Source organism: Gemmiger sp. An194 (assembly GCF_002160145.1).
Lineage (GTDB): Bacteria > Bacillota > Clostridia > Oscillospirales > Ruminococcaceae > Allofournierella.
On sequence record NZ_NFKA01000025.1, the window covers coordinates 1 to 12,693 of the forward strand.

Annotated in this window: 10 protein-coding genes; 2 read left to right on the forward strand and 8 right to left on the reverse strand. The window is 53.7% G+C overall.

Annotation, left to right across the window (positions count from 1 at the left end):
* Window positions 1-510, forward strand: a 510-nt coding sequence (rhuM, locus tag B5F28_RS12835; protein WP_143424749.1) for a RhuM family protein, incomplete at its 5' end; no start/stop codon positions are given.
* Window positions 511-576: 66 nt separating this feature from the next.
* Here rhuM and B5F28_RS12840 read toward each other — a convergent pair.
* The 7 genes from B5F28_RS12840 to B5F28_RS12870 all read right to left on the reverse strand — a co-directional run bounded on the left by B5F28_RS12840 (window position 577) and on the right by B5F28_RS12870 (window position 10,238).
* On the reverse strand, window positions 577-852 hold the full coding sequence (locus tag B5F28_RS12840) for a DUF6809 family protein (protein WP_087296264.1): 276 nt from the start codon (window positions 850-852) through the stop codon (window positions 577-579).
* Between the two features lie 13 nt (window positions 853-865).
* Window positions 866-1,216: a TnpV protein gene (locus B5F28_RS12845; RefSeq protein WP_087296265.1), complete on the reverse strand. Its 351-nt coding sequence runs from the start codon at window positions 1,214-1,216 to the stop codon at window positions 866-868.
* Between the two features lie 526 nt (window positions 1,217-1,742).
* On the reverse strand, window positions 1,743-1,931 hold the full coding sequence (locus tag B5F28_RS15450; RefSeq protein ID WP_082669622.1) for a poly(ADP-ribose) glycohydrolase domain-containing protein: 189 nt from the start codon (window positions 1,929-1,931) through the stop codon (window positions 1,743-1,745).
* A 365-nt stretch (window positions 1,932-2,296) separates the two neighbouring features.
* Entirely contained in the window at window positions 2,297-3,571 is a 1,275-nt protein-coding gene (locus B5F28_RS12855; RefSeq protein WP_087296266.1) for a TIGR02679 family protein, read from the reverse strand.
* A complete protein-coding gene (locus tag B5F28_RS12860) occupies window positions 3,568-7,602 on the reverse strand; it encodes a TIGR02680 family protein (protein ID WP_158097605.1) in 4,035 nt (1,344 codons plus the stop codon). Before B5F28_RS12860 ends, B5F28_RS12855 begins: the two co-directional genes overlap by 4 nt.
* Window positions 7,603-7,621: 19 nt before the next feature.
* Window positions 7,622-8,743, reverse strand: coding sequence for a TIGR02678 family protein (locus tag B5F28_RS12865; RefSeq protein WP_087296268.1), 1,122 nt, complete (start codon window positions 8,741-8,743; stop codon window positions 7,622-7,624).
* Window positions 8,736-10,238 (reverse strand): TIGR02677 family protein, encoded by a 1,503-nt coding sequence (locus tag B5F28_RS12870; RefSeq protein ID WP_247643494.1) that lies wholly within the window; start codon window positions 10,236-10,238, stop codon window positions 8,736-8,738. Before B5F28_RS12870 ends, B5F28_RS12865 begins: the two co-directional genes overlap by 8 nt.
* A gap of 851 nt (window positions 10,239-11,089) precedes the next feature.
* Here B5F28_RS12870 and B5F28_RS12875 point away from each other — a divergent pair.
* Window positions 11,090-11,533 (forward strand): molybdenum cofactor biosynthesis protein MoaE, encoded by a 444-nt coding sequence (locus B5F28_RS12875; RefSeq protein ID WP_087296270.1) that lies wholly within the window; start codon window positions 11,090-11,092, stop codon window positions 11,531-11,533.
* 114 nt (window positions 11,534-11,647) lie between these two features.
* Here B5F28_RS12875 and B5F28_RS12880 read toward each other — a convergent pair whose 3' ends face one another.
* Window positions 11,648-12,577 (reverse strand): AEC family transporter, encoded by a 930-nt coding sequence (locus B5F28_RS12880; RefSeq protein WP_087296271.1) that lies wholly within the window; start codon window positions 12,575-12,577, stop codon window positions 11,648-11,650.
* Window positions 12,578-12,693: the final 116 nt, after the last annotated feature.

Below are 12,693 nucleotides of genomic sequence, written 5' to 3' on the forward strand. Positions count from 1 at the left end.
TGCAGCGCTGACTACGATGTGGAAAGCCCCATCACAAAGGAGTTTTTCGCAACGGTGCAGAATAAGCTCCACTATGCGGTCACCCATCATACCGCCGCCGAGATCGTATATGGCCGTGCCGACAGCACTAAGCCCAACATGGGGCTTACCACATGGAAAAACGCCCCCAAAGGCCGTATCCGCAAATCGGATGTCACCGTCGCCAAAAACTATCTGAACGAAACGGAAATGCGAAACCTGAACGAGATCGTCACCATGTACCTTGACTATGCGGAACGGCAGGCCCGCCGGGGAAATGTCATGTATATGGCCGATTGGGTCAAGCGTCTTGACGCATTTTTACAGTTCAACGAGGAAGATATTCTGCATGATAAAGGCAAGGTGACCGCCGCCATTGCCAAAGCCTTTGCTGAGAAAGAGTTTGAAAAGTTCCGGGTATTGCAGGATCGGACCTATCAGAGCGACTTTGACCGGCTGGTTGCAGAAACTTCGGATGATCTGACAGAATAACCATATACGCAGAAAGCCCACGCCACCGGTTCTCTTTCCGGCTGCGTGGGCTTTTTCGGCAATCGCTTATTTCTTGTTTTGCAGCTGTTCATGGGCCTCCTGCTGGACAATCAGCCCCGCCGAAAAGCCATACTTGAAATGACTCTCACTTTCCTCGCACTGAGCGATAGCGTTCTGCGCCCGGAGTTCCTCCACCAGAGCATAGTCCTCTTTGCTGAGCCGCTGGGATAACTGCTCCATCAACGCCGCACAGGTTTGGATCGCCTTGCGGTATTCCGGGGATGTGGGAATAACGGCTTCACAGGGATAAAACTCCCCGTTATACATGGCTTCCAAAATCATTGCGTTCCCTCCCTCAACAGTAGACCAACTCCGCCAGGACGATTTCCTCGGCTCTGTTGTGGATGGAGTTCATGGAGCGCACCCATGCCATCTGGTCGGCAGCTTTCAGGGCTTCTGTGACACCCTCTTGCTGTATCATGGCTTTTTCAATAATTTCCAGCCGCTCCCGGCAGGCGGTGTCGATTTCCTCCAAATGGAGAAACAGCTTTTCGGTGACAATGAGATCGGTATACAGAATGGGCCGGTGTTCTTTTAAGTAGGCACGGCGCAACCGGCCATATTTCCCGATATGGTACTCTTTGGTATCCGATAACACAAGGTCAGGAATGAGATAGTCGCCGCATTTGGTGTAAGTCAGTTCCATACAAGGCTCCTTTCGTGGGAATGTGGTTGACAGTTACGGTAGGTTTGAGGGCATTCCTCCTTTATCATAACTGTCTTTTCATTCGCCACAAATGAGCCGCCAGTCATGATGTAATGTTTTTTGGTGTATTCCACCCTCTATACATTACATCATGCTTTTGATTGATGAAATGAGTGATGCGTGATATATGATAAAAAATAATAATTGACCCGGTGAGGTGTTGCGTGAGAAGCCAAAGGTCTCCTTTTGAAATTACCAACCAAACGATTGACTATGTGGCGGAACTTGCCGAGCTGGTGGGGAAACGATCGGCAGTATCTTTTCGGCCAATCCGACACTGTGACGCAGCAATCGGATTGGAACAATCCATGGAACGATTACTTTAGTTACATACGAAGCCCGGAATGCCTGTCTGCATCAGGCCTTCCGGGCTTCGTTTACATTAGCGGCGTCGATATCCCTCCGGGGTATAGATGCGGGCATCCATATAAATGACATGGTGCCGGTCACGATGCATTTTTGTTTTTCAAAGCGTATCCTTCAGCAGGCAGAGGGATAGGGGACTGCAGCGGCAAAGTGCTTCCTCCTGTGCGGAGCGGCCAGAGGGGATGCCGCCGTCCGGATTGGTTGCCGATGCAACTTTAATCCGGCAACCGCTCTGCCGGATTTTCCGACTGCCTGCAGAGTCAGATCCCGGGATGCAATTCGGGTGGATTGCTCAAACCACTCCGGTAGTTCAGCATCAGGGGAAACCGGACTGAAACCGTAGAATACAGAGTCAGGTCTGCTAAAGTAGGATTTACATAAGAGGACATTGCCTGAAACTCCCGCCCAAGGGATTCCGGCACACTCCCTCATCTGGAGTTTTACGCAACCTCGCCATCACAGAGCCCTGCAAATCCGAAAGATAAAATCGGTATGCGCAAACGAAAATCAAATTCTGTAAAACGGGTATAAAAAGGTATGCACAAAATCCGCTGAATTTTTCGGATTGGGGATAAAACACAGGCAAAAATTCCGCTTTTTGTGCGAGAGCAATCCGAAAAAGCATCACGAAACCATGCGCTTTTGCAGAACAGATTACCCGGGCTGTACCAAATCGGACCAATAGCGTTCCACCAGTGCCTCCTGGTATCCCGCCTGTTTCCGATGCAGGATTGCCTGTGCCACCGGTTGCAGGAAGGGACACTGAACCTTTTCCAGCTGGCTGAGCCGGGAAGAGGATGAGATGGGCTTTGCGGAAAGGGCAATCTGGTAGTCTTGCAAGGTCATGTGCCAGAGGTGGAACCGGTCGCCATAGGTTTGCCACAACCGATCGGCAATGGCCAGCCCCTCCGGATCAAAATCCCCTGCATAGTAAAGGGAACACCCGGATGCAGCCAGCAGATCCAGCAGCTGCCAGGAAGCTTCCCGCAGCTGACCGGAGGTGCAGATCATGGGATGCAGGATCCCCGGCTGCCGGCACAGCGTGGAAAACACCATCTGGTTTTCCAGAAGGTAAACGCAGCCGGTGGGGCTGAACGCCGCTCCGAGTGCAGAGATCTGGGAAGAGGTCAGCAGACAGAACTGTTCCTGCTGACGCAGCTGGGCACAGGCGGGATGCTCCCGGCCATCCGGCAGAGCCAGAATCAGACCGCGCTGGACCGTAAAGCAGGAGATGTCATCCAGCATCAGGCCACATTCCCGGTACAGTGCCAGCCTGTCCCGGGAAAGCGAGGGAACAGACCAGCCTTTCCAGTAAGCCAGCGCATGTAGCAGCAGATGCCCGGCGGGCTTTTGTCCGTCCAGTGCATGGGGATCAGTGGAAATCGCATAGCTGCACAGCGCCAGCTCCTCCGGTTCAGAGGCCGTTGCCAGTCGATCCAGTGCGCAGCAGACCCAGTGCAGCCAGTGCGCCGCGTCCTTGTCGGTTTCAATGTGGGGTGCAAGCAGCTGAAAGCCATTGCTCTTGTCCTGTGCCATGGCGCAAAGCCAGTTTCGGGTAACCGGCTGGTGAGTCAGTGCGTCCTCGGCGGCAAAAAATGCCTGTACGGCATCCTGCCGGACTGCTTTCTGGAGCGGATTGGAAAGCAGCGGTCGACCGTCCAGCCGCTGCCAGAAGTCAGCCATATCTGTAACGGCGAATCGACTGGCACGCAGGGCTTTTTCAAAATCGGAAAGCTTGTAGCGCAGGCGCGGCGGAACAAACCGGCGGCCCAGCAGACCTTCGGCGGCCTGACATTCCGCGTCGGAGGCATCCGTCAGCTGAATCACGCCGTCGGAATATCCCGCAAGGGATTTTTTGCGCAGCTGTTTCAGTTGACGTTCCCAGGCAGGGGAATTGGTGAAATATCGGCAAAGTGCTTCGTCATTCATAGCTCCTCCATCCGGCGTGTATGGCCATCCCAGTGATAGCGTACCACCGTGACCACATCCGCGTCCTGCGGCCGCCAAAGCTCGGCGATGTTCAGGCTGGGAACCGACGCATAGCAGCCCCACAGCGCCTGCGAGTTCATGATATAGTTCAGTCCCAGCTGATGAACCAGAGCGAACATGCTCTCAATGTTGGTTTCGTCCACGCCGGCAAAGGCTTCATCCAGAGCCATGAGCTGGGGGGCATCCTCGCTGGCCGCAGCATATTGGGCGGACAATGCGGCGAACAGCGGCACATACATGGCCATGGCTTTTTCGCCGCCGCTGAAGCTGTTAAAAGCGGAATCCGTCAGTTCCCGTTTTGTGGGTGCCGGGTTGACAGAATTACCCTTCTGATAATAGAGCTGGAACTCGAACCAGTTGCGGAAATCCAGTGCCTGCCGCATCAGTTCGGAATAGGTGGCAGGCACAGTACTCTGGCGGGACAGCTCCCGGGCCTTGGCGATTTTGGCGCGGAAATGGCTGGTGATCTTATCCCGGTCTGCATCGCCCATCACAGCGGGATCTTTACGCAGAAGATCGATGAGCTCGCGGGTGGTCAGCTCTTCCTGCTGATCGGCGGGTTTTCCCTTCCAGTTCAGGCTGAACCGCAGACCCATGGAGGTGTTCAGCTGTTCCATAATTTCGCTCATGCGGCGGGTCCAGTCCTGACTGTTGTTGATGCGATGACTCAACTTGGTGGTGATGGTCTGGTTCAGGATGGTTTCAAACAGACGCCGGTCCTCCATGGAAAGAATCTGCTGATCATCTTCAATGTGGCATTCGATGTACTGGATGAAATCCAGAAGATCCATCCGCTGTCCGTTGGGATACAGGTCGATGCAGGCGCGGGTGCGCAGCAGGTTGTCTTCATTCTCGAACAGGGGGTTCAGGGTAATGCGATAGGAGTTCAACACGCTGGCATCGCGCACATTCTTTTCAAGGGAGGTGCGCAGCCGGTCCAGTCCCAGATTCCGGTCGTTCTGCCGGATGGCATTCTTTGCGGTTTCCGCCTGCTTCCAGAGTTCGTTGTCATTGCGTCCCGGCTGACCCGGCCCATGGCAGAGCTCTTCCTCAAAAATCTGGCGCTTGCGTTCCTCGTCCAGCATGTCCCGCTGTAGCCGCTCCTTGCGCTGAGACAGATCCGGCAGATCGTGCTGCAGATCGTTCTGGCTCAGTGCAAGTTCCATTTTCGCACCCTCCAGGCGCTCGTGCACCTGTGCCAGCTCCTGGCGCAGTGACTCCAGCTTTTCGGCCAGAGCCCGGGTTTCCGGCTGGTTCAGGTACTCCTCCAATGCGTCAATCGAGACCTGTGTTTTGCGCAGATTTGCCTCGTGAAAACGGATTCGGTCGGTGCATTCCAGAAGGCTGTCATTCAGCTCATCCAGCTGCTGTTCCAGATCGTTCAAGCGGCCTTCGGTGAGTTCCAGCTTCCGTTTGTCGGCGGAAATATCCTGAAACAGGCTTCGGTACTCGTCACAGCAGCCTGCCATGGCTTCATAGGTTTCGGCATTCCGCTCATAGGGCAGATCCTTGGTCAGGGGAAGCAGCTGCGCCCGGAGCGCGTTTGCCTGTTCCTGCTGACGCAAAAAACGCTGCCGTCGATCCTCATGGATGCGTTCCTTTTGCTCCATTTCAACCCGCTGGGTGGATGCAAGCTGCAGACAGGCCGCCAGATCGGCGGTGGTGGGGCGCTGCTCGTATCCGTTTTGCAAAAGGGACAGGTCCGTTTCTACCCGATGAATCTGTTCCAGTGTGGCATGAATCTGCTGTTGCTGTTCCTCGACCTGCAAAGAAAGGGCGGCAATCTGGCGGCGCCGATTTTCCCGGCGGGTGGATGCACCGATGTAACCGGCGGGCTGCAGCGCCACACTGCGGCCCTGAATAGCGCCCTGCCGGTAGCGTCCGTCGGAGGAAAAATAGACTGTGCCCTCGGGCAGAGAAGAGATCCGACTCAGAAGGTCGGCCACATTGGCCCAGGCAGGCGCTTCGGATGCAGGGCGCAGCGCAACAGGAGCGATAGCCTGTGGGGTGTTTTCCAGATTCAGAAAATGGTCGGGGTGCTCTGCCAGAATCACGGCGGCATCCTCTTTGGCGGATTCAGGCAGCACCAGCGCATCCAGAAGGCCGGTTTCCATCAGCTGGGTTTCCAAAAGTGCCTGTTGCTCCGGTGAGAGCTGATCATCAAAATCCACCAGTTCGTAAAAAGCGGCGTGAGGAATGCCACGCTCTTTCAGCAGATCACGGGTCTGCTGAACTGCTTTGGAGCGGGGAGGAGGAAGTTCTTCCTGCTGTTCCAGCTCTCTGCGTTTGGCCGCAAGTTCATTGAGCGCCGCTTGCTGTTGAGAAGAGAGCTGCTTGAGTCGATAAAATTCGCCCTGAAGGGGACGGGCGAGGGCTTCACGGGCTGTGCGCAGCAGTTCCTGGATGGCCTGTTCCTGACAAAGACCTTCATATCCGTTCACCAGCCGGAACAGCTCCCGCAACTCATCCCGGTTCAGCCGGAAGGGGAGAGCGGGAGTTTCCAGCTGGGCAAAGGCTGCACACAGGCTGTCGCGTTCCCGCACCACAAGCTGTTCTGCTGCTTCCATCTGACTGCGGGCATGCTGCAGTTCCAGATTGGCCGCATCCAGATCCCGCTCGTAGCCGTCCAGCAGATCCAAAGCGGATTTGTGTTGCTGCAAAAGATTTGCGGCACTGCGCAACCGCTTTGCATACTGTGCCAGCAAGGGTAACTGAACATTGAAATCAAAGGCCGACAGGGAAGAGGGATGATGCGTCCAGCGCAGCTCCACGTTCAGCAAATTCAGCTGCTGGAACTGCTGCTCTAAATTGTGCTGATGATCCTGAACCTCCTTCCGGGCCTGGCGCTGCTGGAGTTCCTTGCAGGAAAGAGTGGACTGCTTTTGGCGTTCCTTCGCTTGTTCCTGCTCGATCTGAGTTTGATGCTGGCGCTTTTCCTCTTGCAGCTGTTCCAGTCGCTGAACACTGCTCTCCAGACGGCTGTCTGCCTGCAGAGTATTCAGTTGTCCGGTGAGTTCGCTCTCCCGCTGGGAAAAGTTTTTGACATCGGTCTGCGCCTGTTGAAGACGGCGTTGTGTCCGTAAGATGAAATCCTCCTTTTCCTGAACTTCCAGCTGCTGTTTCTGGACAAGATGGCGGGCAGTGAGATAGGCTTCTGCTTTTTTGCCCAGCACAAACTGATTGTAGCGGATGTATTCCTTGCGCAGCTGGCGGGCCGCCTGCAAGCTGCGCTGCAGCTCGTCCAGCTGAACCTGAATATTGTCCATCCGCTCCATGGAGTTGACCATCGGGGCAATATCGTCTTCACTGAGGGGCTGCAACGAGGAATTCAAAATTTCCCGCACCAGACGGGGCGAGAAATCCTTGCTCAGTTTTGGTTTTCGGATCTGGATCAGCAGCCGAAGAAGCCGCTCATACTGTTCCAGCTCGGCGCATCCAAACAACATGCGGTTGACCATCTCTTTGTAGTCGCTGCTTCGTTCTGCCCAGTTTTCGTTTGGCCCCAGCCGGTTGTGGACTTCCTGACGGCTCAGTGAGATATGCTGCGAACCTTTGGTCTCAAAAAGGGGGAAATCGTGTTCGCCGGTTCCGATCCGCCGTCCGTCACTCAGGCACAACCCCCAGAACTCCACGGACTTATCCCGCCGGGCGCGCAGTCCCACCACAAGGGTGCGATAGAGCTGGGATTGCGGTTTCACAAATTCCAGATAGAGATACCCGGTGCTTTCCTCTTTCTCGTCGCCCAAAAGATAGTATTTCATATTGCGGTCCTTACTGCCGAAGGCATCCAGTCGATACGGACGAAGGTCGCCATCCAGCATAAAGGGAATAAAGCTTTGGGTGGTGACGGATTTGCCCGCACCGTTTTCGCCACGAAGCAAAAGTCGCCCATCGCTGAAGGGAAATTCCTCCCAGTCATACAGCCAAAAATTGACAAACCCCAATTTGTTCATCTGCCAGCGTTCCTGCATACGAATATAAACCCTCCCATCACTGTTTTTTCGGATAAATTCCCTGCCAGAGACTGAACCCTGGATTGAATGTAATGATGTCCTGATCGACGAATGCGAATCCCCAGTAAGACAATTCCTCCAGCACATCCTGTGCAAGTGCGGAAAGCTCTTTTTCCGCAGCGGTTTTTCCCCACTGAGCCTGATGTTCCCTGCGAAGTGCGTCCAATTCATCAAAGAAAGCCTGATAAGTCAGATGAATCCGGTCGTCCGCAGTTCGGTCAAAGATGCCACAGGCGGTTTTTTCACTCAAACGCTCAAAAAGCAACAGAATGATGTCGCTGAGCATCTGATCCCGTGGAAAGCAGTCGCCGCAGGGGACTCCTTCTTCCGGAAGGAAAAATGCCCCGTTATGATAGACCTGCAGCGTTCCGCCGATGGTTTCGTCCAGATTGTGTTCCACCATACCGCGCTGATTTTTGATGTAGGCATACACCGGGTCTGCCGGGTCTGTCCAGTACACAGCGGGCGCCAGTGCCAGCTGGCGATACACCCGATAGGTACGGAAAGTACCCCGGTCGGAATCCGGCCCGTCCACAGGAGGATTTTCAAAATCCGAAAGCGAAGTATAGCCGGAAATATCCCGGTGAAAATTCACGCTGAAATAGCGGCAAAGGCCGGTATTCTCGTACAGCACTTCCTGCTCCTGATGAGATGCAAAGGCGTTGCTTTCCCCCTCGCAGCTGTGCAGCAGACCAATTCGTTCCGAATATTGCAGTACGCGGACCAGAGAGGCGCGGCACTGATAACGCTCCCAGCTCAGTTCAGGCCAATAAGGCTTTACATAAGCGCTCAGTGCCTGTGTGAGCTCAGACAGCAAAAAGCGCTGACCGTCGTCCTTGTCCTCCAGCATCAGCAAAACACCGCACAAAAGGCAGTAGTCGCTGATTTCGGTAAAGTCGGAAATTCCGAATGCTGCATCAGCCTTGCCCGGCTCCTTGACCAGTCGAATCAATGTTTCGGTGCTGACAACTTCCCACCCGAACTGATCGCGCAGGGTGCGCCGCAGATCAGGAAGTTTGCGCCGAATCCGATAAAACAGTTCCCGGTCATCCTCTCTGCGAATCCAGAACTGATTCAAAAGGGTGCGAAATTCATCCATGTGAGTGCGCCTCCTGGAAAACAAGACAGTATGCGGGAATGGTCAGATTTCCGTCGGTGCAGGGAAGGACGCAGGTCTTCCCTTGTGGACAGGTTATGGTGTAAATCTGACCATATTCCGTTCGGGCACGTTTGCTGGCATTGGCGTTTGCCTTCACGACCCAGGATAAAAGTGTTTGCCGGACCTGAGGAGAGACGGGCTCCTGGACGGATGCGAAATCCAGCCGGCCGTTCCGGATGAGACGCTGCAGCTGATTGTGCAGTTCTTGTTTCTGCTGCAGATAGGCCTGCCGTTGAGCGGCTTTTTCCAGTCCCTTGTCGGAGAAAAAGCTCTTTTCCCGGGGTGGGCGGCCTGGTCGCCGCCGGTTGCGCAGAGGGTAGAGAAAGGGCTGTGCATCCAGACAGGCGTCGGTTTCATAAATGGTTTCCGCGTTGATTCCTGTCAGATGAACTGCCTGCTGAGCACCAAACACCATGCCGGAAAGGCGATGGGCATCTGCCAGTGTGGAACAGGCGGAAAAAAGCTCCAGAAACTTTTTGTACTCGTTTTTTCGGTTGGCGCCGCCGCTGTGAGCCTGCAGAATCAGCTCGGCATTCATCAGGATCCGCTGAATAATATCGTTGGCCAGATCCAGTACATGTTGGCTGTCGCTCTGGCTGTTTTCCGTCGGGACAAACCAGTGGTAAAAGCTGTTCCAGAAGCCGTAGACCTGATCACGCAGCTGTTGGTCATAGTTGTCATCCCGCTGGATCAGACGTCCTTCGCCTTCGCGCTTCTGGGCCGCATATACCTGTTCCAGAATTTCCCCGATCCGTTCATCGGGTAGGCACAGAAGAATCCGGCGGATTTTCTCCGCATGGCGTTGCAGCTCCAGCACGAACTCCTGCAGATAGCGAATGACCTTATCCTTATAGGGTAAAAATTCCGAGGTTTGCAGAATATGTTCCGCCTGCGAGGAATAGAAATCCCGCAGATAATCCTGATATCGATTGGTAAGCTGGCGGAAATCCTGCTGCAGCAGATCCCATGACTGACTGATCGCATCGCTGTTCTGGATGGAAAGCGCAGACATCCGATCCACGGTATCAAGAATTCGCTCAAACAGCTGAGAGGACAGCACAGCGGTGCGCAAGTTCAGGCTTTCCAGCGAAAGGGTCATCCGCTCGATTTCCGTGGCAGCTTGAGACATGGAATAGCTGAACTGTTTGTTTTTGTATTCAGCGATGCTGCCGGGGCGATGAGGGTCCTGGATGGGAACCAGATTCCGCCATTGGCACAAGGCACTGAGATCCTGTTCCAGTTCCTCTGCGGTGTATTGGGTGAAGTGGGAATCGGAGCGAAGCAAAGCCAGCAGCTGCTGCTTGTTCAAGCGGATGTTTGCTTTCTGGGATTCCAGATAGAAGATTCGCATAATCGCGCGATATCTGGATGCGTTCGCTGCTGTGAGGTAACTTGCCTCCGGAATATCGCTCAGTGTAATTGCTCGGAATTGCATGGCGTTCACCGTCCGTTCTGCAAAAATCAGGGCCGCTTCTTTTGGGTAATGGGATAAAGGGCTTTACTAATAGTGTAACGGATGATATGTCCGATAAAAAGGGATTTCAAGCAATCGGAAGATTTTTGTCGGAAAGATAAAACAAGTGGCGAATGAATTGTGAAATACTTCCAAAAGCATCCAAGACGCCCAGATCATGGAACGGAAAAACGAGACTGCACTCCATTACATTGCGGGAAAAGTGGTATAGAAAAACAGGCCAAAAGAAGGGGGACAGGCGCATACCGGTTTTGCGGAAAAATCAGTTCGCGAAAAGGCCTGTTTGGGGAAGGTTTTTCCGTGTTCTATTTTTGCCCAAAACGCATACCGGTTTTGGAGTCGTTTCGTTCGAAAGCGCATACGGATTAATAGACGGCAACCCGGGGACAAACCCGCTTGTTATAAGGCTTTGGAGAGAAAATTTTATACCGGAAAACAGTGAGAAGCGTATACCACAAACAGGGTGAAGAGAACGTGAGTTCATTAGGGCTATTTAGAGCGGTGCGTCGGGAGGTAAAATTTGTACCAAAAATGCCCGGCCGCGAACTGTTTTGGAAGCAGTTGTAGCTGGGCGTTTTCAGGGTGGGTTCTAGCTGGAAATGCTCAATGGAACGGAAGAAATCATTCTGACCGGGTGATTCCTTTAAGAGTTCAGAGAGAGGTTCTATCAAACTCTCAAAAATAGCCTGTTGATTTGGGCGGCTGTGTGCTAGAATAGTATCCATAAAACAAGGCAGGGCAGTTTGTAATTTACTGCCCGCAGAGAAAATCCGAAAAGAACACGGTGGTTCTTTTCAGGGAGGAGAAGCAAGATGAATAACGAAACAACCGCCGTCACCAGCCCGGCGGAACGGAACAATGCACAAAAGCAAAACGTGCCTTCCATCGAGCAGTGGATGAAGGAGGCAAAGCAGCAGCCCGATGCTGACCAGTGCGGGATGTATCTGTTTCACAACGGGGTGGTACGGGGTACTGCCAAAGCACAGGTGCGCCATGGCGAGAACTCGCCGCGGGTGACGGGAATGCAGTTTTCCTTTGATCAGAAGAAGGTGGATGCAGCGGTGCAGCGCATCAAAAAGATGCCGGGCATTTTCCATGTGCGGGCATGGCTGAACAGCGGAACAATGCAGGTGGGCGACGACCTGATGCTACTTCTGGTGGGCGGCGATATCCGCCCCCATGTGGTGGATGCACTGCAGGCCCTTCTGGATGAACTGAAATCCATCTGCGTGAAGGAACAGGAGCATTACGAATAAGAAGTTCTCTAAAAATCAAAGAAACGCGGCAGCAAGGCCTTTTTCGGAAGGCTTTGCTGCCGCGTTCTTTTACAGGGCTAACATTTGGTTTAAGAATGAAAAGTGAAGGCCCAGTTATCCCACCAGCTGAAGCAGCCAGTAGGCCAGCGGAATGGTCACGATGGAACAGACTGTCGTAACGAAGATGCCGCCCATGACGTAATCGCCTTCTGTACCGGAGGCCTTTGCCATCATGACCAGAGAGGACATAGCGGGCATGGCTGCCAGCAGGGAAACCGTCAGGTGGATGCTCTCGTCAATGGGAAGCAGACTGGTCGCCAGATAGAAGAGGACCGAAAACGCGACCATCTTTACCAGCACGATCCCATAGAATTCCTTTACCCGCAGATAGCTCCGAATGTCCATGCAGGCAAATACGCCGCCCAGATAGATCATGGCCATGGGGGTGGCTGTGGCGCCGATCTTGCTCAGCGCGGTATTCAGAAGTTGCGGCAGGGGGATACCGGTTACCACCAGCAGCACCGAAGCGACAATGGCCACCGTGCAGGGGTTGATCATCTTTTTCGGCTGGAACGTGCCCTTTTCACCGGACCCGGTCAGCTGAACGCCCAGCGTCCAGAGAACCAGCTGATCCACAATGGTGAATACCGAGATGTACAGCATACCCTGTTCCGGAAAGATGCTGGAAACAATGGGGATGCCCATAAAACCCACATTGCCGAACATACTCAGCGCCCGGTATACCTGAGCCCGGCTGCCCTGCAGATGAAACAGGCGAGCCAAACCCTTGCCCAGGAAGAAGGTGCAGAAATAGAACACCACTGCCAGCCTCAGCACCGGCAGCGAGCGGATCAGAGCAGACCGATCCACACCGCTTACTGTGTTGATAAAGATCATGACCGGCAGACCCAGTTTCAATACAAAGCGGGACAAAGTTTCCAGTGTAGTGGCATTGAATACCTTTGTTTTAACCAGAAAAACGCCCACGATGATATAAATGACGAACAGACCGATCTGTTCAAAAATGATTGTAAGAATGTCCATGAATGATTCTCTGCCTTTGTTGCTGGATTATTTCAGACCCTTGTGCGGGCAGCAGTATTCCCACTGCTCCTCGCCGGTTTTGCGAATGGTCAGATCGCACACCACGTTCTGCGAGG

What these genes read in the sequence shown, in the direction of transcription:
- B5F28_RS12840 (WP_087296264.1), bottom strand. Translation starts at nt 852, where the DNA reads ATGATTTTGGAAGCCATGTATAACGGGGAGTTTTATCCCTGTGAAGCC.
- B5F28_RS12845 (WP_087296265.1), bottom strand. Translation starts at nt 1,216, where the DNA reads ATGGAACTGACTTACACCAAATGCGGCGACTATCTCATTCCTGACCTT.
- B5F28_RS12855 (WP_087296266.1), bottom strand. Translation starts at nt 3,571, where the DNA reads ATGAATGACGAAGCACTTTGCCGATATTTCACCAATTCCCCTGCCTGG.
- B5F28_RS12860 (WP_158097605.1), bottom strand. Translation starts at nt 7,602, where the DNA reads ATGCAGGAACGCTGGCAGATGAACAAATTGGGGTTTGTCAATTTTTGG.
- B5F28_RS12865 (WP_087296268.1), bottom strand. Translation starts at nt 8,743, where the DNA reads ATGGATGAATTTCGCACCCTTTTGAATCAGTTCTGGATTCGCAGAGAG.
- B5F28_RS12870 (WP_247643494.1), bottom strand. Translation starts at nt 10,238, where the DNA reads ATGCAATTCCGAGCAATTACACTGAGCGATATTCCGGAGGCAAGTTAC.
- B5F28_RS12875 (WP_087296270.1), top strand. Translation starts at nt 11,090, where the DNA reads ATGAATAACGAAACAACCGCCGTCACCAGCCCGGCGGAACGGAACAAT.
- B5F28_RS12880 (WP_087296271.1), bottom strand. Translation starts at nt 12,577, where the DNA reads ATGGACATTCTTACAATCATTTTTGAACAGATCGGTCTGTTCGTCATT.